The sequence below is a fragment of the Pseudomonas sp. DC1.2 genome (assembly GCF_034351645.1).
GTDB lineage: Bacteria > Pseudomonadota > Gammaproteobacteria > Pseudomonadales > Pseudomonadaceae > Aquipseudomonas.
The window spans coordinates 3,911,205-3,934,311 of the sequence record NZ_CP133782.1 but is presented as its reverse complement, the minus strand read 5'-3'; the positions used below and the strand labels follow the sequence as shown (position 1 = coordinate 3,934,311).

Annotated in this window: 19 protein-coding genes; 10 read left to right on the top strand and 9 right to left on the bottom strand. The window is 58.7% G+C overall.

All coding sequences use genetic code 11. The annotated features are described in order from the left end of the window. Position 1: 1 nt before the first annotated feature. Together RHM68_RS17610 and mnmC are read right to left on the bottom strand one after the other, a co-directional pair. The gene (locus RHM68_RS17610; RefSeq protein ID WP_322217164.1) at positions 2–1,774 is read right to left on the bottom strand and encodes an N-acetylglutaminylglutamine amidotransferase; all 1,773 of its coding nucleotides are present in this window, start codon (positions 1,772–1,774) and stop codon (positions 2–4) included. 242 nt (positions 1,775–2,016) lie between these two features. Beyond that, complete coding sequence (gene mnmC, locus RHM68_RS17605; RefSeq protein WP_322217162.1) at positions 2,017–3,996, bottom strand: bifunctional tRNA (5-methylaminomethyl-2-thiouridine)(34)-methyltransferase MnmD/FAD-dependent 5-carboxymethylaminomethyl-2-thiouridine(34) oxidoreductase MnmC; 1,980 nt, start codon at positions 3,994–3,996, stop codon at positions 2,017–2,019. Between the two features lie 209 nt (positions 3,997–4,205). On the opposite strand from mnmC, the gene pap reads away from it, so the two are divergent. Next, on the top strand, positions 4,206–5,720 hold the full coding sequence (gene pap / locus RHM68_RS17600; protein ID WP_322217159.1) for a polyphosphate:AMP phosphotransferase: 1,515 nt from the start codon (positions 4,206–4,208) through the stop codon (positions 5,718–5,720). Between the two features lie 104 nt (positions 5,721–5,824). Then, positions 5,825–7,009: a thiolase family protein gene (locus RHM68_RS17595; RefSeq protein WP_322217157.1), complete on the top strand. Its 1,185-nt coding sequence runs from the start codon at positions 5,825–5,827 to the stop codon at positions 7,007–7,009. Positions 7,010–7,114: 105 nt separating this feature from the next. Here RHM68_RS17595 and RHM68_RS17590 read toward each other — a convergent pair whose 3' ends face one another. Continuing rightward, positions 7,115–7,309, bottom strand: a complete 195-nt coding sequence (locus tag RHM68_RS17590; protein ID WP_322217154.1) for a DUF6316 family protein — start codon at positions 7,307–7,309, stop codon at positions 7,115–7,117. A gap of 209 nt (positions 7,310–7,518) precedes the next feature. On the opposite strand from RHM68_RS17590, the gene RHM68_RS17585 reads away from it, so the two are divergent. Beyond that, positions 7,519–8,472 (top strand): DMT family transporter, encoded by a 954-nt coding sequence (locus RHM68_RS17585; RefSeq protein WP_322217150.1) that lies wholly within the window; start codon positions 7,519–7,521, stop codon positions 8,470–8,472. Between the two features lie 46 nt (positions 8,473–8,518). Here RHM68_RS17585 and RHM68_RS17580 read toward each other — a convergent pair whose 3' ends face one another. After that, positions 8,519–9,913 (bottom strand): class II fumarate hydratase, encoded by a 1,395-nt coding sequence (locus tag RHM68_RS17580; protein ID WP_322217147.1) that lies wholly within the window; start codon positions 9,911–9,913, stop codon positions 8,519–8,521. Positions 9,914–10,117: 204 nt separating this feature from the next. Here RHM68_RS17580 and RHM68_RS17575 point away from each other — a divergent pair, with 204 nt between their 5' ends. The 7 genes from RHM68_RS17575 (at position 10,118) to RHM68_RS17545 (ending at position 17,992) form a co-directional block, all read left to right on the top strand. Then, the gene (locus RHM68_RS17575; protein ID WP_322217144.1) at positions 10,118–10,642 is read left to right on the top strand and encodes a DUF2059 domain-containing protein; all 525 of its coding nucleotides are present in this window, start codon (positions 10,118–10,120) and stop codon (positions 10,640–10,642) included. Positions 10,643–10,654: 12 nt separating this feature from the next. Beyond that, positions 10,655–10,954 (top strand): BolA family protein, encoded by a 300-nt coding sequence (locus RHM68_RS17570; protein WP_322217141.1) that lies wholly within the window; start codon positions 10,655–10,657, stop codon positions 10,952–10,954. A gap of 102 nt (positions 10,955–11,056) precedes the next feature. Beyond that, positions 11,057–11,998 (top strand): rhodanese-related sulfurtransferase, encoded by a 942-nt coding sequence (locus tag RHM68_RS17565; protein ID WP_322217138.1) that lies wholly within the window; start codon positions 11,057–11,059, stop codon positions 11,996–11,998. A 36-nt stretch (positions 11,999–12,034) separates the two neighbouring features. Then, entirely contained in the window at positions 12,035–12,637 is a 603-nt protein-coding gene (locus tag RHM68_RS17560; protein ID WP_322223837.1) for a DsbA family protein, read from the top strand. Further along, entirely contained in the window at positions 12,630–14,447 is a 1,818-nt protein-coding gene (locus RHM68_RS17555) for an ABC transporter ATP-binding protein (protein ID WP_322217135.1), read from the top strand. The genes RHM68_RS17560 and RHM68_RS17555 overlap by 8 nt, the downstream gene beginning before the upstream one ends. Before the next feature lie 248 nt (positions 14,448–14,695). Beyond that, positions 14,696–17,152: an EAL domain-containing protein gene (locus RHM68_RS17550; RefSeq protein ID WP_322217132.1), complete on the top strand. Its 2,457-nt coding sequence runs from the start codon at positions 14,696–14,698 to the stop codon at positions 17,150–17,152. 78 nt (positions 17,153–17,230) lie between these two features. Then, complete coding sequence (locus tag RHM68_RS17545) at positions 17,231–17,992, top strand: TenA family transcriptional regulator (RefSeq protein ID WP_416195201.1); 762 nt, start codon at positions 17,231–17,233, stop codon at positions 17,990–17,992. Between the two features lie 108 nt (positions 17,993–18,100). Here the strand turns inward: RHM68_RS17545 and RHM68_RS17540 are convergent, their stop codons facing one another. From RHM68_RS17540 to RHM68_RS17520, 5 genes are all read right to left on the bottom strand, one after another. Then, on the bottom strand, positions 18,101–19,027 hold the full coding sequence (locus tag RHM68_RS17540; protein ID WP_322217126.1) for a GGDEF domain-containing protein: 927 nt from the start codon (positions 19,025–19,027) through the stop codon (positions 18,101–18,103). A 372-nt stretch (positions 19,028–19,399) separates the two neighbouring features. Beyond that, entirely contained in the window at positions 19,400–20,140 is a 741-nt protein-coding gene (locus tag RHM68_RS17535) for a YciK family oxidoreductase (protein ID WP_322217124.1), read from the bottom strand. Positions 20,141–20,291: 151 nt separating this feature from the next. Next, entirely contained in the window at positions 20,292–20,963 is a 672-nt protein-coding gene (gene mupP, locus RHM68_RS17530; RefSeq protein ID WP_322217122.1) for an N-acetylmuramic acid 6-phosphate phosphatase MupP, read from the bottom strand. A 4-nt stretch (positions 20,964–20,967) separates the two neighbouring features. Beyond that, on the bottom strand, positions 20,968–21,666 hold the full coding sequence (gene ubiG, locus RHM68_RS17525; protein ID WP_322217120.1) for a bifunctional 2-polyprenyl-6-hydroxyphenol methylase/3-demethylubiquinol 3-O-methyltransferase UbiG: 699 nt from the start codon (positions 21,664–21,666) through the stop codon (positions 20,968–20,970). A gap of 56 nt (positions 21,667–21,722) precedes the next feature. Further along, positions 21,723–23,057 carry a TRZ/ATZ family hydrolase gene (locus RHM68_RS17520; RefSeq protein WP_322217117.1) on the bottom strand — a complete coding sequence of 445 codons (1,335 nt, stop codon included), beginning with the start codon at positions 23,055–23,057 and terminating at the stop codon, positions 21,723–21,725. Positions 23,058–23,107: the final 50 nt, after the last annotated feature.

The window sequence follows — 23,107 nt, the reverse complement described above, 5'->3', positions numbered from 1 at the left end:
ATCAGATTCCTTGTTCGCTGAGCCACAGATTCAGCGCCGCCAGTTGCCACAGCTTCGAGCCGCGCAACGGGGTCAACTGGCCTTGTGGATCGGTCAGCAGGCGGTCGAGCATGGCCGGGTTGAACAGCCCGCGGTCCTGGCTCGGATCGAGCAGCAGTTCGCGGACCCAATTCAGTGTGTCGCCCTGCAAATGCTTGAGACCTGGCACCGGGAAGTAGCCTTTTTTGCGGTCGATGACTTCGCTTGGAATGACCAACCGTGCCGCTTCTTTCAGGACTTGTTTCCCACCGTCGGGCAGTTTGTATTTGCCCGGCACCCGTGCTGACAATTCCACCAGGCGGTAGTCGAGAAACGGCGTGCGCGCTTCCAAGCCCCAGGCCATGGTCATGTTGTCGACGCGTTTGACCGGGTCGTCGACCAGCATCACGGTGCTGTCCAGACGCAGGGCCTTGTCCACCGCGGCATCGGCGCCGGGCTGTGCGAAATGTTCCTTTACGAAGTCGCCAGCCGCGTCATTCGCGGTCAGCCACTTCGGCTGTACGGTGGCAGCGTAGTCGTCGTAGCTGCGGTCGAAAAACGCAGTGCGATAAGCCGCATACGGGTCGCTGGCGCCGTCCACCTGGGGATACCAGTGGTAACCCGCGAACAACTCGTCCGCGCCCTGGCCGCTTTGCACCACCTTGCAGTGTTTGGCCACTTCTCGTGACAAGAGGTAGAAGGCGATGCAGTCATGGCTGACCATCGGTTCGCTCATCGCACGAAACGCTGCCGGAAGTTGCTCGATGATCTCTTTTTCGTCGATGCGCAGTTGATGGTGCTGGGTGCCGTAGTGTTTGGCGATCAGGTCCGAGTATTGAAACTCGTCGCCGCGCTCGCCACCGGCATCCTGGAAACCGATGGAGAACGTCGACAGGTTCTCCACGCCGACTTCACGCAGCAAACCGACCAACAGGCTCGAATCGACGCCGCCGGACAGCAGCACGCCGACATCCACCGCCGCCCGTTGACGGATGGCTACGGCATCGCGAGTGCTGTCGAGCACACGGTCACGCCAGTCTTCCAGTGTCAGATTGACTTCATCGGGGCGGGGGCCGTAGGGCAGCGTCCACCAGGTTTTTTGCTCAGTGCTGCCGTCGGCCTCGATGCGCATCCAGGTCGCCGGCGGCAGTTTTTCGATGCCCGCCAACAAGGTGCGCGGTGCCGGGACCACAGCATGGAAATTCAGGTAATGGTTGAGTGCTACCGGATCAAGTAGCGGGTTGATGTCGCCGCCCTTGAGCAACGCCGGCAACGCCGAGGCGAAGCGTAAGCGCTGACCGGTGCGTGACAGGTACAGCGGCTTCACGCCGAGGCGGTCGCGAGCGATAAACAGGCGTTGGGCATCACGCTCCCAAATGGCAAACGCAAACATGCCGTTGAGCTTTGGCAGCAGTGCTTCTCCCCAAGCGTGGTAGCCCTTGAGCAGCACTTCAGTGTCGCCGCCTGAATAGAAGGCATAACCGAGGCTTTCAAGCTCGGTGCGCAGTTCCGGGAAGTTGTAAATTGCGCCGTTGAAGGCCAGGGACAGGCCCAGGTCGTTGTCGATCATCGGCTGCGCCGAGCCGTCCGACAGGTCCATGATTTTCAGGCGCCGATGGCCCAGGGCAATCGGCCCTTGGGCGTGAAAGCCCCACGCGTCTGGTCCACGAGGTGCAAGGTGATGGGTGATCCGCTCAATGGCTGCCAGGTCGGCAGGTTGGTGATCAAAGCGTAACTCGCCAGCTAATCCGCACATAAAGTCCTTACCGGTTTTTCCGTTGGGGAGGGTCAATCGATGCCGCGCCAAAACAGCGCGTACCCAGAAACTGACCCGCCTCGGGAAAGGGAGTTTTAGAACGATAAGTTATAAGCGGCGCGAGACGATGACCTGATCCAGGGCCTCAGAGGCGTGGCAGAGGGGTGCTAAATAGCCATGCCACGCTGGGGCAGTGCGGTTTTAAATCCTCGGGAAGCCGCGCGCTTCCCCAGGCTCACGCGTCATTTGCCACGGATCAGCCGCCGTAGGGCAAATCGGTTCGGATGACAGGCATGCGCGACACTTTTAGGCAGGGGCAGGGGGTCGTTGTCGAGCCAGGCCGCCAACAACTCCCCGGACAGTGGCGCGGTGATCAGGCCCCGTGAGCCGTGGCCGCTGTTGATGTATAAACCGTCCAGCCACGGACAGGGGGCGTCCGGCACGTGTCGGGCGTCTTTGCTCAAGGCGGCATAGGTCTGGTTGAAGACCGTGATGTCGGCCAGAGGGCCGACAATCGGTAAGTAGTCGGGGCTGGTGCAACGGAAGGCGGCCCGCCCTTGCAGGCTTTCAGGCGCAAGATCGGGCACCTGCAACCGCGTAACCAGGTCTTCGGAAATCTCCTTGAGCATGGTCAGGTTGCCTTGGTGTTCGGCCAGGGTCGGTGTCAGGTCGTCACTCTTGAAGTCGAAACTGGCCCCCAAGGTGTGCTCGCCCAGCCGCGCTGGCGCAACGTAACCTTCGGCGCACACCACGGTTGCCAGCGACTGGCTTTCAGCGGTTTGCTCCAGTCGGGTGATCTGCCCGCGAATACGTTTGAGCGGCAGTTCAGCGCTTTGGCTGAAGCGCTGGATTTCCGCCGCACCGGCCAACACCACCACCGATGCACTGGCCAGCAACCGCTCGCCGTCCCAGGCTTGCCAGAGGTCATCAACTTTACGTAACTCAAGCGCGTCATGGTGCGTAAGCAGCTCGATGTTCGGTGCCGAGGCTTGCCATTGGCACAATGCAGGTGGATGCACCCAGCCTCCTTCAGGGAAATACATGCCGCCGTGAGTCAGACCGATGCCTGCCATGACTTGCGCCTCAGGCTGATCGAGCAGGTGCAACAAATCATGGGAGAAAGCGCCGGCCAGTTCGGCCTGACGCTCGGCCTCCTTGGCATTGAACGCCAATTGCAGTACGCCGCAGTCATCCCAATCGATGCCGCGTTGCAAGTGTTCGAGTTGGCGCCGGGTGTAGCCGAAACCGCTAACGATCAGTTGCGAGAGCGCGGTGCCATGGGCTGACAGTTTCAGGTACAGCACGCCTTGCGGGTTGCCTGATGCTTCTTGCGCCAGATGAGCATGACGCTCCAGCAGACTGACGTGCCAGCCCCGCGCGGCGAGGCTGGCGGCGCTGGCGCAACCTGCCAGCCCGGCGCCGATCACCAATGCGCTGCGCTCACCGGTCAATGGTGTCGGTCGGGCAAACCAAGGTTTGTCCAGGGCAGGGGGGACGGTTTCCTGCGGCCAACCGAGAAATACCCCGCGCAGTATTTCCCACTTATGACCGATGCCGGGGGTGCGCTTCATCTTGAACCCGGCCGCGTTGAGTAGGCGCCGGACCCAGCCGGTACTGGTAAAAGTGCTGATGGTCGAGCCGGGTGCGGCCAGGCGCGCCAGTTCGGCAAACAGTTCGGCGGTCCACATGTCGGGGTTTTTGGCCGGTGCGAAACCATCGAGAAACCAGGCGTCGATTTGGGCATCCAGTTGCGGCAGTTGTTCCAGCGCGTCGCCGATCAGCAATGTCAGGCTGACCCGGCCGTTGTCCAGGGTCAGGCGCTGGAAGCCTTGATGAATGGCGACGTAGTGCGTCAGCAGTTGATCGGCAAACACCTTGAGTTCTGGCCACAGCGCCAGGGCCCGTTGCAGGTCTGCGGCATTGAGCGGGTATTTTTCAACGCTGACGAAATGCAAACGGGCGCCTGCCACAGCGTGCTGGTCGAACAACTGCCAGGCACAGAGAAAGTTTAAGCCCGTACCAAACCCTGTCTCGCCGATGACCAGACGCCCGCCCGCCGGCAGCGCGGCAAAACGCTCCTGCAAACGGTTTTGTTCGAGGAACACGTAACGGGTTTCTTCCAGCCCCGACTTGTCGGAGAAATACACATCGTCGAATACACGAGAATGAGGGCGACCTTGGTCGTCCCAGTCGAGCTGGGCGTGGGGCAATTCGGGTTTCATGGCAGGCTCGGCAACGGCAAGTCGGCCATTCTAGCCGATCGACGGTGCGGCGCTTGATCCATGGCAAGGGTGCGGTGTGACGAATCATGGAAAATCGACGGCCTCATTGGCATCGCCACTTGCCAGGCATGCCTTGCGCTAAAGAGAACTTCTCTGATGATCACCTGCCCAATCCGCTAGTCTTGCTCAATCCTGGAATGGAGCCGCCCATGTTTGAATCTGCCGAAATCGGTCACGCCATCGACAAAGAAACTTATGACGCCGAGGTGCCGGCCCTGCGTGAAGCGTTGCTCGAAGCACAGTTCGAGCTACAGCAACAAAAACGCTTCCCGGTCATCATCCTGATCAACGGTATTGAAGGCGCCGGCAAGGGCGAGACGGTTAAGTTGCTCAACGAGTGGATGGACCCGCGCCTGATTGAAGTGCGCACCTTCGATCAGCAGACCGACGAAGAGCTGGCGCGGCCACCGGCCTGGCGCTACTGGCGCATGCTCCCGGCCAAGGGCCGCATGGGTGTGTTCTTTGGCAACTGGTACAGCCAGATGCTGCAAGGCCGGGTGCATGGTTCGTTCAAAGACGCGGTGCTGGATCAAGCGATCAATCAGTCCGAGCGCCTGGAGAAAATGCTCTGCGATGAAGGTGCGCTGATCTTCAAGTTCTGGTTCCACCTGTCTAAAAAGCAAATGAAAGCGCGGCTCAAGGCCTTGGCCGATGACCCACTGCACAGCTGGCGTATCAGCCCGCTGGATTGGCAGCAATCGAAAACCTATGACAAGTTCGTGAAGTACGGCGAGCGGGTACTGCGCCGTACCAGCCGCGACTATGCCCCGTGGCACGTGATTGAAGGAGTTGACGCCCATTACCGAAGTCTGACGGTGGGCAAGATCCTGCTCGAAGGTTTGCAGAGTGCCCTCGGTCGGCCCCAGGTCAACCCCGCTCACGTCAACGCCGCGCCACTGCCTGCCAGTGTCGATCAACTGAGCCTGATCGGCAGCCTCGACATGACTCAACGCTTGGAGAAGGACGATTACGAAGAGCAACTGATCACCGAGCAGGCGCGATTCTCCGGCCTGATGCGTGACAAGCGCATGCGGCAACACGCGTTGGTGGCGGTGTTTGAAGGCAACGACGCTGCCGGCAAGGGCGGCGCGATCCGGCGAGTGGCGGCGGCGCTCGATCCGCGCCAGTACAGCATCGTGCCGATTGCAGCCCCCACCGAAGAAGAGCGTGCGCAGCCGTATCTCTGGCGGTTCTGGCGGCACATCCCGGCACGCGGCAAGTTCACGGTCTTTGATCGTTCGTGGTATGGCCGGGTGTTGGTGGAGCGCGTCGAAGGCTTTTGCCCACCGGCAGACTGGTTGCGGGCCTACAGCGAGATCAATGATTTCGAAGAGCAGATCGCCGAAGCCGGTGTCATCGTGGTCAAGTTCTGGCTAGCCATCGACAAACAGACTCAACTGGAACGCTTTCAGGCTCGCGAAGAAATTCCTTTCAAACGCTTCAAAATCACCGAGGACGACTGGCGTAATCGCGACAAGTGGGACGATTACCGCGCGGCGGTCGGCGACATGGTGGATCGCACCAGTACCGAGATTTCACCGTGGACCCTGGTCGAAGCCAATGACAAGCGCTGGGCCCGAATCAAGGTGTTACGCACCATCAACCGAGCGCTGGAAGAGGCGTTCGAAAAGTCTGACAAACACAGCAAGAAGCACGACAAGTAGCCACGCCATGGTTGCGCATACGCGGGATGAATGATTGTCGCGGTCGGTAAGGGGTGGACTTATGCTCGGTCCACTCTCAACCGATAACAACAATGAGGTATGCCATGCGTGAAGTGGTGATCGTCGACAGCGTGCGGACCGGCCTGGCCAAATCCTTTCGCGGTAAGTTCAACCAGACCCGTCCAGACGACATGGCGGCCCACTGCGTGAACGCGCTGCTTACTCGTAACGACATTGACCCGGCCAGCGTCGAGGACTGCATCGTCGGGGCCGGCTCCAACGAAGGTGCTCAGGGCTACAACATCGGGCGCAATGTCGCGGTGCTCTCGCAACTGGGCATCGGCACGGCGGGCATGACCCTCAACCGATTCTGCTCTTCGGGCTTGCAGGCCATTGCCATTGCTGCGAACCAGATCGCCTCGGGTTGCAGCGACATCATTGTCGCCGGCGGCGTCGAGTCCATCAGCCTGACCATGAAAAGCGTCAACACCGACCACCTGATCAACCCGTTGCTCAAGGAAAACGTGCCGGGTATCTACTTCCCTATGGGGCAGACGGCGGAAATCGTTGCGTGTCGTTACCATGTCAGCCGCGAAGAGCAGGATGTGTACGCGCTGCAAAGTCAGCAGCGCACTGCCCACGCGCAAGCCGCCGGGCTGTTTGATGATGAAATCGTGCCCATGGCGGTGACGTACCGGGTTGAAGACAAACTCACAGGCCAGGTGCAATTAGTTCAAGGGGTTGTCGATCGCGACGACTACAACCGGCCGGACACCACTTTGCAAAGTCTGGCTGCGTTGAAACCGGTGTTTGCCGAGGACGGTTCGGTGACCGCTGGTAACGCTTCGCAGTTGTCCGATGGCGCGTCCATGACCTTGGTGATGAGCCTGGATAAAGCGCTGGAGCTGGGATTAAAACCCAAAGCGTTCTTCCGTGGTTTCACGGTGGCCGGGTGTGCTCCGGATGAAATGGGCATCGGCCCGGTGTTCTCCGTGCCCAAATTACTCAAGGCCAAGGGCTTGCAAGTGGCCGATATTGATCTGTGGGAACTGAACGAAGCCTTTGCTTCACAGTGCCTCTACAGCCGTAATCGATTGGAAATCGATAACGCGAAGTACAACGTCAACGGTGGCTCGATTTCTATCGGCCATCCCTTTGGCATGACCGGGTCGCGGCAGGTCGGTCATCTGGTGCGAGAGCTGCAACGGCGCCATGTGCGCTATGGCATCGTCACTATGTGTGTCGGCGGCGGGATGGGGGCTACGGGGCTGTTTGAGGCGGTGCTTTAAGCCAGGCAGTCTTGTTGCCTGATCGTGCGCTATCGCGAGCACGCTCTACCACCCGCAGTTGGAATGTCCCGGTGGCGGAACTTGCTCGCGATGCCGGCGCCGCAGTTATGGGTTGATACACAACGTCTGCATCCGCTCGATGTACGCCTGAATTTCCCTCAGCGCTACGTCGGGGCTGTCAAACGGCCCTTCGAGAGTGTTTTCTCGAGTGTTGAAGTACAAACGACCATTTACCCGGCACAACCGGTCACTGCGGAAGTGCGTGGCGGGGGCGTTGTCCTGGGCGCGCATGCCGTACATGGCGATCTCCTGAGGGAAGTTCCTGGGGGGTTACCGAATTAGCTTATGCCTGAACTCGGTTAAGCGTCTTTTCTCCTGATCGACGGCACAACCTTCCCTTAACAGTACGACCTGCACCGTTGTATTTGCGGCCAGGCGACAACCGTTCCTGCGTCGTTTGCGGCTCTGCGCCTAGAATGGTGTTTCGCGTCATTGGCTTGGGGGATTGCATGCATATTTCATCGGGGCGCTGGGTGTATGGGTTTTTCCTGGCCTTATTGACCGCGCTGCTGTGGGGAATCCTGCCGATCAAACTCAAGCAAGTGCTGCTGGTGATGGACCCGGTCACGGTGACCTGGTTTCGTCTGCTGGTCTCCGGCGGTTGCCTGTTTCTGTACCTGGCGACGACCCGGCGCCTTCCCAGTCGCAAAGTGCTGGGCCCCAGAGGGGGCTGGCTGGTGTTAATGGCTGTTCTGGGGTTGGTGGGAAATTACGTGCTGTACCTGATGGGCCTGAACCTTCTCAGTCCCGGCACTGCGCAACTGGTGGTACAGATGGGCCCCATCCTGTTGCTGATTGCCAGCCTATTCGTGTTCAAGGAACGCTTCAGCATCGGGCAAGGGGTGGGTCTGTTGGTGCTGTTGATCGGCTTCGCGCTGTTTTTCAATCAGCGCCTGGCCGAGTTGCTCACTTCGCTGAGCGATTACACCGCCGGGGTGCTGATGATATTAGCTGCGTCCACGGTCTGGACTTTCTATGCCCTGGGGCAGAAGCAATTGCTCACAGTGTGGAATTCGTTGCAGGTCATGATGGTGATTTACCTGTTCTGTGCCTTGCTGCTGACGCCGTGGGTGCATCCGCTGGAAGCGCTGCAACTAAGCCCGCTGCAAGGCTGGCTGCTGCTGGCGTGTTGCTTGAACACGCTGATTGCCTATGGCGCTTTTGCTGAGGCGCTGGCGCACTGGGAGGCATCGCGGGTCAGCGCGACCTTGGCGGTCACGCCGTTGGTGACCTTTGTCGCCGTGGCACTGGCCGCGTGGTTGTGGCCAGAGTACGTGCATGCCGAGCAGATCAATGCGTTGGGTTATGGCGGGGCGGTGCTGGTGGTGCTGGGTTCGGCGCTGGTAGCGTTGGGACCCTCATTAATAGCCGGACTCAGGGCGCGCCGGATGCGCATGGCGTGAGGATGATCGCTCCCACTAGCGCGTGGGAGCGATCAGCGCAGGGTGCTCAGCCCTTGACGCCGGCCTCCAGCATATTTTCCGGCCGCACCCAGGCATCGAACTGTTCATCCGTCAGGTAGCCCAACTGCAACGCCGCTTCGCGCAGCGTCAGCCCTTCGGCGTAAGCCTTCTTGGCTATCTCTGCGGATTTGTCGTAACCAATGTGCGGGTTCAACGCCGTCACCAGCATCAACCCACGTTCCAGATGTTCCGCCATTTTCGCGGCATCTGGTTCTAACCCTGCCACGCAATGCTGCTGGAAGTTGGAGCAACCATCGGCCAGCAGACGGATGGATTGCAGCAGGTTGTGGATGATCACTGGTTTGAACACGTTCAGTTGCAGGTGTCCCTGACTCGCCGCAAATCCGAGGGTGACGTCGTTGCCCATGACTTGGCAGGCGAGCATCGACAGGGCTTCACACTGGGTCGGGTTAACCTTGCCCGGCATGATCGAACTGCCGGGCTCGTTGGCGGGCAGTTTTACTTCCGCGAAACCGGCACGTGGCCCGGAACCCAGCAAGCGCAGGTCGTTGGCAATTTTCATCAGGGTCACGGCCAGGGTTTTCAGCGCGCCCGACAGGGTTGTCAACGGTTCATGCCCCGCCAGTGCGGCAAACTTGTTCGGCGCGGTGACGAAAGGCAGGCCCGAGAGGGCGGCCAATTCGGCGGCGATTGCTTCACCAAAACCGTGAGGCGAATTCAAACCCGTGCCAACGGCGGTGCCGCCCTGTGCCAATTCACAGACGGCCGGCATCGCGCTCCGGATGGCCCGCTCGGCGTAGTCGAGTTGCGCTATAAACGCCGACAACTCCTGACCGAAGGTGATCGGTGTGGCGTCCATCATGTGGGTGCGCCCGGTCTTGACCAGTTTCATGTGGCGCGCCGCCAGCTCGGCCAGCCCGCCCGACAGTTCGCTGATCGCAGGCAGTAACTGTTGCTGCACGGCCTGAACCGCTGCGATGTGCATGGCGGTGGGAAAGCAGTCGTTGGAACTTTGCGAGCGGTTGACGTGATCGTTGGGATGGACCGGTATCTTGCCACCGCGCGGATTGCCGGCCAGCTCGTTGGCGCGACCGGCGATCACTTCGTTGACGTTCATGTTGCTTTGGGTGCCGCTGCCGGTCTGCCAGACCACCAGCGGGAATTGATCGTCATGGCTACCGTCGAGCACTTCATCGGCCGCCTGCTCGATCAGCCGGGCGATATCGGCGGGCAGGTCACCGTTACGATCGTTGACCCGGGCCGCGGCTTTCTTGATTAGCGCCAGAGCGTGCAGCACCGCCAAGGGCATGCGCTCCTGACCGATGGCGAAGTTGATCAGCGAGCGTTGGGTCTGAGCGCCCCAGTAAGCGTCATCCGGGACTTCAACCTCGCCAAGGCTGTCGGTTTCGATACGGCTCATCGGTCACACTCCTTAAGGTCTGATTGCGCAGTTTAGGCCGTGATAGGCGGTTGTGGTTCCATCAGTCTGCTTTTTGGCCACAGAGTTCTGCGCCAGCCCTTCTAAATCAAGCCCCGCAGGGTGGAGGGGTTGAGCCACGGCGTTTTTTAGGCGCAGAATGGTCGCCCTTGGGGTCTTACCTCGCCTGCTAGAAAAGGAAACTCGATGACTCGTCTTCGTGCCATCTGTACCGCGGTTGCACTGGTTTGCGCCAGCGGCCAGGTTTTTGCTGATACCGCCAGCCACAACGCCAGTGCCGAAGCGTTCCTGACCTTGGCGCACGCTGACAAATTGGGCACTCCGGTGTACATGCAAGTGCAGCAAATGTTCGCTCAGCGTTTTGAACAGACCAAAGCCCCTGAATCGAAAAAAGCCCTGCTGGAAACCTACCAGGCCAAGGCCAACGCAGCTCTGGACCAGGCTATTGGCTGGAATAAGCTGAAGCCGGACATGGTCAAGCTCTATACCACCAACTTCAGCGAATCCGAACTCAAGGACCTGGTTGCTTTCTACCAGTCGCCACTGGGTAAGAAAGTCCTGGAGAAAATGCCTCAGCTGACTCAGCAATCGGCAAAGATGACTCAAGACAAGCTTGAAAGCGCGGTGCCTGTGGTCAACAAGCTGCTGGCTGACATGACCGCCGAGCTGGAGCCTAAAGGCGCCGCGGCGCCCGTCAAGAAAAAGCCTTAAGCGGAGTTCGGTATGACCCTGCAACAACGCATCGAATCGACTTTGGGGCTGTTGCAGCCCCAACACCTTCAAGTGCAGGATGAAAGCCATATGCACAGCCGTGGGTTGCAAACTCACTTCAAGGCGGTGGTGGTCAGCCAGCAGTTTGAGGGCCTCAATCGCGTCAAGCGTCACCAGAAGGTGTACGGCACCCTGGGCGAACTGATGGGTGAATTCCACGCGTTGGCGCTGCATACCTACACGCCTGAAGAGTGGGCACAGATCGACGCAGCCCCGGCCTCGCCGACCTGTGCTGGCGGCAGCAAGCACTGAACAGCGGTTTTTTGCTAGAATCCGCAACGCGCCGCTCACCCGGCGCGTTTTTTTTCGCATCCGGTTCACCCTTTACGAGGGTAGCCACCTGGAGAAACACCCATGACACAACAGATTGTCGTGGCGGCACTTTACAAGTTCGTCACTCTCGAAGATTACGTCGCCCTGCGCGAACCGCTGCTGCAAGCAATGGTCGATAACGGCGTCAAAGGCACCCTGCTGATTGCCGAAGAAGGCATCAACGGCACCGTGTCCGGCAGCCGTGAAGGCATTGACGGGCTGATGGCCTGGCTCAAGAACGATCCGCGCATGGACGACATCGACCACAAAGAGTCGTACTGCGTTGACCAGCCGTTCTACCGCACCAAGGTCAAACTCAAGAAAGAAATCGTCACCCTCGGCGTTGAAGGCGTGGACCCGAACAAAAAGGTTGGCACTTACGTCGACCCGGAAAACTGGAACGCGTTGATCAGCGACCCGCAAGTGCTGCTGATCGATACCCGTAATGACTACGAAGTTTCGATTGGCACCTTCGAAGGCGCCATCGATCCCAAAACCACCAGTTTTCGCGAGTTCCCCGATTACATCAAAGCCCATTTCGACCCGGCCGTGCATAAGAAAGTCGCGATGTTCTGCACCGGTGGCATTCGTTGCGAGAAGGCTTCGAGCTACATGCTCAGCCAGGGCTTCGACGAGGTTTATCACCTCAAGGGCGGGATTCTGAAGTACCTCGAAGAGGTACCTCAGGCAGAGACAAAATGGCAGGGCGACTGCTTTGTATTCGACAATCGCGTGACCGTGCGCCACGACCTCAGCGAAGGCGACTACGATCAATGTCATGCTTGCCGCACACCGGTCAGTGTTGAAGACCGTGCATCCGAGCACTACGTGGCGGGCATCAGTTGCCCGCATTGCTGGGATAAGCTGAGCGAGAAAACTCGCCGCAGTGCCATCGACCGGCAGAAGCAGATCGAGCTGGCGAAGGCGCGCAACCTGCCTCACCCAATTGGTTACAACTACAAGCAATCACCCTCCGAGGCTTGAACCATGTCTGCCCGCCTGCTCTATGTAATGGACCCGATGTGTTCCTGGTGCTGGGGTTTTGCGCCGGTGGCCGAAGCGCTGATCGCGCAGGCGCAGGCGGCGGGTGTGGAGTTGCATCTGGTGGTGGGCGGCTTGCGCACGGGCAGTGGCGCTGCGCTGGAGCCGACCACTCGGCGTTACATCCTTGAGCATTGGGCGGCCGTCACTGAAGCCACCGGCCAGCCTTTCAAGCTTGAGGGTGCGTTGCCCGACGGTTTTGTCTACGACACCGAGCCCGCCTGCCGGGCGCTGGTCACCGCACGCAGCCTGGCACCGGATTGCGCGTGGAAACTGCTCGGGCTGATTCAACATGCTTTTTATGTTGAAGGCCGCGACGTCACTCACGCCAGTGTCCTGGTGGAGCTGGCGGAGCAGGCTGGGTTGCCGCGTATTGAGTTCGCAGCGGCTTTCGACCGGGCTGACCAGCACGCAGCGACCGCTGCCGATTTCACGTGGGTCCAGGACTTGGGCATTGCCGGCTTCCCAACGCTGCTGGCCGAACGTGATGGCCAACTGGCGCTGCTGACCAATGGTTATCAGCCGTTGAGTGAACTGTCACCGCTACTCGGCCGCTGGCTGGAGCGTGCTGCCTGTGCATGATTTGCCCGATGACGTCACTACTGCGAAGGGCATTGATCGGTTGAGCTGGGCAGAAATCCGCCGCCTGGCTTTACATCACAAAAAATCCTTGTGGATTGCCAACGGCGTGGCGGTACTCGCGACCCTGTGCAGCGTGCCGATCCCGTTGCTGCTGCCCTTGCTGGTCGATGAGGTGCTGCTCGGCCACGGTGACAACGCGCTGAAGATCATGAACCACGCGCTGCCCGATGGTTGGCAGAAAGCTGCGGGTTACATCGGCCTGATGCTGCTGGTGACCTTTGTGCTGCGTTGCGGGGCACTCTTGTTCAACGTGGTGCAGGCAAAACTGTTTGCTGCGCTGGCCAAAGACCTGGTGTACCGGATTCGGGTGCGGCTGATCGAGCGACTCAAGCGTATATCCCTGGCCGAATACGAAAGCCTGGGCAGTGGCACCGTAACCACCCACTTGGTCACTGATCTGGATACCCTCGATAAATTCGTCGGCGAAACCCTCAGTCGCTTCCTCGTGGCCATGTTGACGCTGGTCGGCACCGCGAGCATTTTGATGTGGATGCACTGGAAGCTCGCGCTGCTGATCCTGCTGTTCAACCCGTTGGTGATCTACGCGACGGTACAGTTGGGCAAGCGGGTCAAACACCTGAAGAAACTCGAGAACGACAGTACCGCGCGTTTCACCCAGGCGTTGACCGAGACCCTGGACTCGATACAGGAAGTACGCGCCGGCAACCGTCAGGGCTTTTTTCTCGGGCGTCTGGGCCTGCGAGCCCGTGAAGTCCGGGATTACGCGGTGAACTCTCAGTGGAAAACCGATGCTTCAAACCGGGCCAGCGGGCTGTTGTTCCAGTTCGGCATCGATATATTTCGTGCGGCGGCCATGCTCACCGTGCTGTTCTCCGACTTGTCCATCGGCCAGATGCTCGCGGTGTTCAGCTACCTGTGGTTCATGATCGGGCCGGTAGAACAACTGCTCAATCTGCAGTACGCCTACTACGCGGCGAGCGGTGCGCTGTCGCGTATCAACGAGTTGCTGGCTCGGGCCGATGAGCCGCAATACCCCGGGGGTATCGATCCGTTCAAGGGGCGAGAAACCGTGGGCATCGAGGTTCAGGGTTTACGGTTCGGCTACGGCGACGAACCGGTGCTCGATCAATTGAATCTGTCCATCGCCCCCGGTGAAAAAGTTGCGATCGTCGGCGCTAGCGGCGGCGGTAAAAGCACGTTGGTGCAGTTGTTGTTGGGCCTGTACACACCGCAAGCGGGGACGATCCGTTTTGGTGGGGCGAGCCAGCAGGAGATTGGCCTGGAAACCGTTCGTGAAAATGTCGCGGTGGTTCTTCAGCATCCGGCGCTGTTCAACGATACGGTACGGGCCAATCTGAGCATGGGCCGCACGCGCAGCGATGAAGCATGCTGGCGCGCGCTGGAAATTGCGCAACTCGACGCTACCGTCAAAGCCCTGCCGCAGGGCCTCGACAGCATTGTCGGACGCTCCGGTGTTCGGTTGTCCGGCGGTCAGCGACAGCGCTTGGCCATTGCTCGAATGGTTCTGTCCGATCCCAAAGTGGTGATCCTCGACGAAGCCACTTCGGCCCTGGATGCTGCCACCGAATACAGCCTGCACCGGGCACTGGCGCGTTTTTTAAATGGCCGGACGACCCTGGTCATTGCCCACCGTTTATCCGCCGTGAAGCAGGCCGACCGCGTCCTGGTGTTCGATGGCGGCCAAATTGCCGAGGATGGAGACCACCAGCAATTGATTGCCGAGGGTGGTTTATACGCCAAACTCTACGGGCATTTGCAGCAACTATAGTTCGCTCTTTTGCTAATTATCGTGCGTGCATAGGGTGAGCATTGGGCGATGTCTGCGGTCGATATCGACAGTCAGGGCGCTGCTTGATCGATGGGGTGTCCAGCGAGCAGGCATCGCATGGCAGCAGCTCATCGGCTTCAAATACGACAGTGCGAGGAACCTGTGCTTGCCTGGAGTGAGAACGCCACCTAGGCTAACCACGGAGGTCACGTTAGTAACGGCCTGGAAGTGCGCATGCAAGGGACCTCATGAAGCAAAATCGGACTCTCGGAACGCCACGGTTGTTGGGCATCGTATGGCCATTTATCGCGGTTGTGCTCTTTCAGGCTTTGCTGGGGGGCGTCAGTCTTTACGTCCTCTCGGCGGTTCGCGGCTATGTTGCCGGCGAGAGCTTGTGGTCCAAGGGCCAGAAAGACGCTATTTATTACCTCAATCTCTACGCGGATAGCCGCGATGAGCAGATATTCCTCAAGTACCAGAATGCTATTGCCGTTCCTCAGGGCGGGCATGAGTTACGGCTGGCACTCGATCAGCAACCCCCAGATCTGGAGGCTGCGCGTCGTGGCATTCTCAAGGGTGGCAATCACCCGGACGACGTGTCCAGCCTGATCTGGCTGTATCTGAACTTCCGGCATTTCAGCTATCTCGAGAAAGCCATCGATCGCTGGACGGTCGGTGACTCCTATCTGATGCAACTCGATAACGTGGCACAGGAGATGCATCGGCGTATTGCCAATAACCTGGCCGCCTCTGACGATATCAAACGCTGGAAAGATCAGGTTTTTGCCATCAACGACGCCGTGACGCCTGCCGCTAAAGCCTTCAGCGATGCGTTGGGTGAGGGGTCGCGATTGATTCTGCGGCTGCTGCTGGTGACCAACCTGGCTACTGCGCTGGGATTGATTGTGCTGGCGTTACTGCGTACCCATAAGTTGCTCAAGCAGCGTCATGCGTTTGCTGATGCCTTGCAGTTGGAGAAGGATCGAGCGCAAATCACTCTGCAATCGATTGGTGATGGGGTGATCACCACGGATGTCGAAGGTGCAATTGCTTATATGAATCCGGCTGCAGAGGCGTTGACGCACTGGAAAGCTGAACAGGCAATCGGGTTGCCGCTGGCGGCACTGTTCAATTTACTGGACGAAAATGCCATGGCCGACGGGTTCACCCTGATCGAGCATATTTTGAGCGGCCAGCTCAGCGGTGGCAGTGAACACTCCAAGCTGATCCAGCGTCTGGACGGCAGCACCGTATCGGTCACGTTGGTCGGAGCGCCTATCCGCAACGCCGACAAGGTCAGTGGTGCGGTGTTGGTGCTGCACGACATGACCCAAGAGCGACAGTACATCGCCAATCTGTCGTGGCAGGCCACCCATGATGCCTTGACCGGATTGGCTAACCGCCGTGAGTTCGAGTACCGCCTCGAACAGGCCCTGCACAATTTGACGCGGCAGTCGGGGCGTCACGCTTTGATGTTTCTGGACCTGGATCAGTTCAAGCTGGTCAACGATACCTGTGGTCACGCGGCGGGCGATGAGTTGCTGCGGCACATCTGTGCGCTGCTGCAATCGGGCCTGCGTGAGGGCGATACCCTGGCCCGGTTGGGCGGCGACGAGTTCGGCATTCTGCTGGAAAACTGTGCGCCGGAAGCCGCGGAAAAAATCGCCGAGAGTGTGCGGCAGACGGTGCAAAACCTGCACTTCGTGTGGAAGGGGCGACCGTTCCTGACCACCGTGAGCATTGGTCTGGTGCATGTCGCCCATACTCCGACCACGCTCGAGGCTTCTCTACGTGCTGCAGATATGGCCTGCTACATGGCCAAGGAGAAGGGGCGCAACCGGGTTCAGGTCTACCACGCCGACGATTCTGAGCTGTCTATGCGTTTCGGCGAAATGGCGTGGGTGCAGCGCTTGCACATGGCGCTGGAAGAAAACCGCTTCTGCCTCTACGCCCAAGAGATTGCCCCGCTAGGCCGAGTCGAGGAGGGCGGGCACATCGAAATCCTGCTACGTCTGCATGACGAAGCCGGGCGCATGATTCTGCCCGACAGTTTCATTCCGGCCGCCGAGCGTTATGGTTTGATGACATCGCTGGACCGCTGGGTAGTGGAAAACGTTTTCAAGATCATTGCGCAATGTATAGCGCAAGAACATAAAGGCCCCTTGGCGGTGTGTGCGATTAATCTGTCAGGTATTACTATCGGAGATGAGGCGTTCCTGGACTTCTTGCGTGAACAGTTTGTTACTTACTCTATTCCACCTGAAATGATTTGTTTTGAAATTACAGAAACCAGCGCCATTTCAAATTTAGGAAGTGCAATAAGATTTATCAATGAACTCAAAGGTTTAGGTTGTCAGTTCTCATTGGATGACTTTTGCGCCGGTATGTCTTCGTTCGCTTATCTGAAACATTTACCTGTAGACTTCCTGAAAATCGATGGGAGTTTCGTAAAGGATATGCTGGACGACCCGATTAACCGCGCCATGGTCGAAGTGATTAACCACATCGGTCATGTAATGGGTAAACGCACGATTGCCGAGTTTGTTGAAACACCTCAGATCGAGCAGGCATTGCTGGAGATTGGGGTAGATTACGCTCAAGGGTATGTAATAGAGCGCCCGCAATTGTTTACCTGCGACAGTTTGCAAAGTCGTCCTGCCAGGCCTCAACCTTTGTTGTTCAAGGCGCCTGGCACGTTCCGTTGAAATCTCTTGCTGATCTTTACAATCACAATCAAAAGGAGCCGAACAGTGATCGACACATTCAACCGAACCGGACCACTCATGGAAGCTGCAAGTTACCCCGCCTGGGCTCAGAAACTGATCCAGGATTGCAGCGAGAGTAAGCGTCGGGTTGTCGAGCATGAACTTTATCAGCGCATGCGCGACAACAAACTTAGCGCTAAAACCATGCGCCAGTACCTGGTCGGTGGCTGGCCAGTTGTCGAACAGTTCGCCTTATATATGGCGCAGAACTTGACGAAGACCCGCTTTGCGCGCCATCCGGGCGAAGACATGGCGCGTCGTTGGTTGATGCGTAACATTCGCGTCGAACTCAATCACGCCGATTACTGGGTGAACTGGAGTCGCGCTCATGGTGTGACTCTTGAAGATCTTCAGGCGCAACAGGTTGCGCCGGAACTGCATGCGCTGAGTCACTGGTGCTGGCACACCAGTTCTGCCGATTCGCTGATTGTTGCGATCGCTGCCACTAACTACGCCATCGAAGGTGCGACCGGGGAATGGTCGGCGCTGGTCTGCTCCAATGGGTTGTACGCGGCAGCGTTCCCTGAGGAAGACCGAAAGCGGGCGATGAAGTGGCTGAAGATGCATGCTCAGTACGATGATGCCCATCCCTGGGAAGCGCTTGAAATCATCTGCACCCTGGCCGGAATGAACCCGAGCAAGTCACTTCAAGCCGAATTGCGTCAAGCGGTGTGCAAGAGCTACGACTACATGTACCTGTTCCTCGAGCGTTGCATTCAGTTGGAACACTCGGAAAAAGTGCCAGTCGCTCGTGAGCGCATGGTGATGGTCGAAAACTGATCTGAGGCCCACTTAGTCAGGCGGGGGTGACCTTGCCTGCGGGGCTTAATGCACAATCCGGTTATGGATCATCACAAGCAAGGTGGCGCCCGAAAGGGTTATCCTCGTTCAGCCTGCCATCGCCAATCGATTGCGCCCTTCGCGTTTGGCGACGTAGAGGGCGCTGTCTGCTCGTCGCAACAGGCTTTCGGCCGACTCGCCTGGGAGCAGCGTTGAACAACCCAGGCTGACCGTCAGTTCGACCGACTTGCCATCGGCTTGATAATCCTCAGCCTGCGCGGCAAATCTTAGCCGTTCACCGACCATCGCCGCCGCTTCCCGGTGGGTATTGGACAGCACGATCAAAAACTCTTCACCCCCGAACCGGAACACCATGTCCACGTTGCGCAACTGACCTTTGATCAGGGTGGCAACAGCCTTGAGTACGTCATCACCGGCGCTGTGCCCATGGTTGTCGTTGATGCTTTTGAAGTGATCGATGTCCAGCATCAGCAGCGACAGGGGCTGCAAGTGCCGCCGCGACATCTCTATTTCTCGTTGCAGGGTCTGATCCATGGCAATACGGTTGCCGGTGTCGGTCAGCGGGTCGCGCAATGCACTTTGGGTGGCCACTCTATACAGCAGTGCGTTGCGCATAGGGTAGAGCAGCGCCGATAACAGCGATTCCAGATTGCCAAGTTCTTGCTCGCTAAAGCGCTGATTGCGGCGAAACACCAGCTCACCCAGAGGCTCGCCTTCATGGCTCAGGCTGTAGCTGACCGAATGATGGCCGCGTTGACCAAACTCCAGACGCAAATCACTCGCCTTGTGCCCATAGCTCAGGGCCTCAAGTGGGACGAGTCGTTGGATTTCGCGGAAAAAGAGCCCAAGAATGCGTTTCGGCTCAAGACTGGTTTGCAACTGTTGGCCCAATTGCTGCCTCAGCCGCGCCAGACTGACGGGCCGTTCCAGAAGAGGGGATTGCTGGCCAAAGCCCAGGCGTTGCAATTTGGCGCTATCGAAGTCAATTGCGTTGGTCTGGGAAGGTGATTTCATATGGTGTGCGCCCCTAAGCAGTAAGGCTGTCTTACAGGCTGGGTGAGAGCGGCTTTGGGCTGCGTGTCGTACTGGTCCATCAGTCCCGTAGGACATTTGGTCCAAGCTTAATCCGCTTTGTCGAAGATTAATAACCTTCTGATTTAAGCGACGCCCCATTTGCTTTCACACTGCGTGTTTGAACAAAATTAGAGCGAAAGTCGTGCCATTCAGTTCATATTAATAAAAGACTTTTTAAATCAATTAGTTAGAAGGATTTTTGTGGTGGGCGGCGCTAGGTGATGGCAATTGTTTGACTGATTCGGGGCGCGTTACCGCGGTCTTTGATTGCCGCGCCGGTAAAACGGCACGGCATAAAAGCGATATATGGCGCTACTGGGCGTTGAACGCCTGACCATTGATGCCTGTGCTGTCCGGTCCCATCAGGTACAGATAGACCGGCATTATTTCTTCAGGTGTCGGGTTAGTCAGAGGGTTTTCTGCCGGGTAGGCCTGGGCGCGCATGCTGGTGCGTGTGGCGCCTGGGTTGATGCTGTTGGAGCGCATGGGTGCCACGGCATCCAGTTCATCGGCGAGGGTTTGCATCAGGCCTTCGGTGGCAAACTTGGATACGCCATAAGCGCCCCAGTACGCTCGGCCCTTGCGTCCGACACTGCTGGAGGTAAACACCACCGAAGCGTCCGGCGACAATTTGAGCAGCGGCAGCAGCGTGCTGGTGAGCATGAACATCGCGTTGACGTTGATGTGCATGACACGCATGAAGTTTTCGCCGGACAATTGTTCAATCGGTGTCCGAGGGCCAATGATCGAGGCGTTGTGTAGTAGCCCGTCAAGGTGGCCGAACTCAGTCTCGATCATGGCCGCCAGCTCATCGTATTGATGGGGCAGGGCGGTTTCCAGGTTAAACGGGATCACAGCCGGTTGTGGGTGCCCAGCCGCTTCGATTTCGTCGTAGACCTGCGTCAGGTTTGCTTCGGTCTTGCCGAGCAGGAGCACCGTGGCACCGTGGGCCGCGTAGGTTTTTGCGGCGGCGGCGCCGATACCGCGACCCGCACCGGTGACCAGGATGATCCGGCCCTTGAGTAATTCAGGACGGGCGGAGTAATCAAACATAAAAACCTCAACAAAACAGAAAACAGACTGAAGAGCGTTCATTTGTGAGCACGCCCGCCCCCGCATGGGTTTCGCAGTCGTGAGAAGAACGCGGGCTGGCCCGCGAAGGCGTCACTGCTCGCGCCTCATTCTCAGCGTCTGAAACCGATTATCAGCAGCTACACAAGGCGCTATCCAACACCTTGCGCAACTCCAGTGGATGATCAACTACCACGTCCGCCCCCCAGTGCCGCGGGTTATCGTCCGGGTGGATGTAGCCGTAGGTCACAGCAGCCGTTTTGGTACCGGCATCGCGTCCTGACTCGATATCCCGCAGGTCATCGCCAACAAACAGCACGCTGGCCGGGTCCAGGTCGAGCATTTTGCACGCCAGGATCAAAGGCTCCGGGTGCGGTTTGCTGTTTTTTACGTGGTCCGGGCAAATCAGCAGCGCCGAACGTTCTGCCAGCCCCAGTTGTTGCATGATCGGCTCGGCAAAGCGCAGCGGTTTGTTGGTGACCACGCCCCAGATCAGGTTTGCTTTTTCGATGTCAGCCAGCAGTTCGCTCATGCCGTCGAAGAGCTTGCTGTGAACCGCGCATCCCTTGACGTAGCGTTCCAGAAACTCAAGACGCAGCTCCTCGAAGCCTGGCGACTCCGGGTCCATTGAAAAGGTCACCGCGACCATGGCTTTGGCGCCGCCGGAGACTTCGTCGCGGATGTGCTTGTCGTTCATCGGCGGCAAACCGCGGTCGGCACGCATTGCCTGGCAGACGGCAATGAAGTCGGGTGCGGTGTCGAGCAGGGTGCCGTCCATGTCGAAAAGGACTGCTCTGATTCGCATCGGCTTACTCCTCGCGCAGGGTCTGGATCATGTAGTTGACGTCGACATCGGCCGCGAGTTTGTAGTGCTTGGTCAGCGGGTTGTAAGTCAGACCGATGATGTCCTTGACGGTCAGGCCCGCCATGCGGCTCCAGGCGCCTAACTCGGAAGGCCGGATGAATTTCTTGAAGTCGTGAGTACCGCGTGGCAGCAGCTTCATGATGTATTCGGCGCCGATGATGGCGAACAGGTAGGCCTTCGGGTTGCGGTTGATGGTGGAGAAGAACACTTGGCCGCCGGGTTTGACCATGCGAAAGCACGCGCGGATCACTGAAGAGGGGTCTGGTACGTGCTCAAGCATTTCGAGGCACGTGACCACGTCGAACTGCTCGGGCATTTCTTCGGCCAGGGCTTCGGCGGTGATCTGTCGATACTCAACGCTCACGCCGGATTCGAGTTGATGCAGTTGAGCCACCGCCAGGGGGGCTTCGCCCATGTCGATACCCATCACGGTGGCGCCGCGCTGGGCCATGGCTTCGCTGAGGATGCCGCCGCCGCAGCCGACGTCGAGGATTTTCTTGCCGGCCAGATTGACCCGTTCGTCAATCCAATTGACCCGCAGCGGATTGATATCGTGCAGTGGCTTGAACTCGCTTTCGCGGTCCCACCAACGGTGGGCCAGGGCTTCGAATTTGGCGATTTCTGCGTAGTCGACGTTGCTCATGGTTTAAGTCCTCTAAACTTCAAAAATGCTGTTGCCCCGGTTTCGGTCCGGGAGACTTACGATTCGGTATGGCCGCTGATGCGTTGGCCCCAGGCTTTGGCAGTGGCGCACAGCTGTTCTTCATCCAGACGGGTCAGGCGTCCGTCGTCGAGCAGTTGCTTGCCGGCAACCCAGAGGTGTTTTACGCAGTCGCGACTGGTGGCGTAAATCAGCTGCGACACCGGGTCGTAGACCGGTTGTTGCGCCAGGCCCGACAGGTCGAATGCGACGATGTCAGCGGCCTTGCCGATTTCCAGCGAGCCGACCTCAGCCTCCATGCCCAGTGCGCGGGCACCGTTCAGAGTGGCCATGCGCAAGGCTCTGTGGGCATCCAGCGCTGTTGCCGAGCCGGCGACGGCCTTGGCCAGCAGTGCGGCGGTGCGGGTTTCGCCGAGCAAGTCGAGGTCATTGTTGCTGGCCGCGCCATCGGTACCGACGGCAACGTTTACCCCGGCTTGCCACAAGCGCTCGACCGGGCAAAAGCCGCTGGCCAGTTTCAGGTTTGACTCAGGGCAATGAATGACATGGGTGTTGCTTTCTACCAGCAATGCGAGGTCTTCCTCGCTGATCTGGGTCATGTGAACCGCTTGGAAGCGCGGCCCCAGTAGACCAAGACGGGCGAGGCGGGCCAGTGGACGTTCGCCACGCTGTTCGACGGCCTGCTGCACTTCGAAGGCCGTTTCGTGGACATGCATGTGAATCGAGGCGTCCAGCTCTTCAGCGATCACCCGGACTTTTTCCAGGTTTTCGTCACCCACGGTGTAGGGGGCGTGAGGACCGAAAGTGATTTTTATCCGATCGTGGTGCTTGAGATCGCCGAACAGTTCCACGCCCTGACGAATGGCTTCGTCCGCCGTGCTGGCGCCTGGAATCGGGAAATCGAGGATGGGAATCGCGATTTGCGCGCGAATGCCGCTGTTGTGAACCCGTTCGCTGGCAACCTTCGGGAAGAAGTACATGTCAGAGAAACAGGTGATGCCGCCTTTGAGTTGTTCGGCGATGGCAAGGTCCGTTCCGTCGCGCACGAACTCTTCACTGACCCACTTGGCCTCGGCCGGCCAGATGTGATTTTCGAGCCAGGTCATCAGTGGCAGGTCATCGGCCAGGCCGCGGAACAATGTCATCGCCGCATGACCGTGGGCATTGACGAGGCCGGGACTGAGCAGGACATCCGGCAGTTCGCGCACTTCGGTAGCGTTACACTTCAGCGCTTCGGCGCGTGGGCCGATAAACACGATGCGGCCATCACGAATGCCTAGACCGTGCTCCCTGAGGACCACGCCAGCGGGTTCGACGGGTACCAGCCAGGTCGGCAGCAATAGTAAGTCGAGCGCAACGACAGGTTTGGGCATCGAGGATCGGTTCCAGTGCTTTTGTAAAGGATGGCGAAGTATACCCGAGC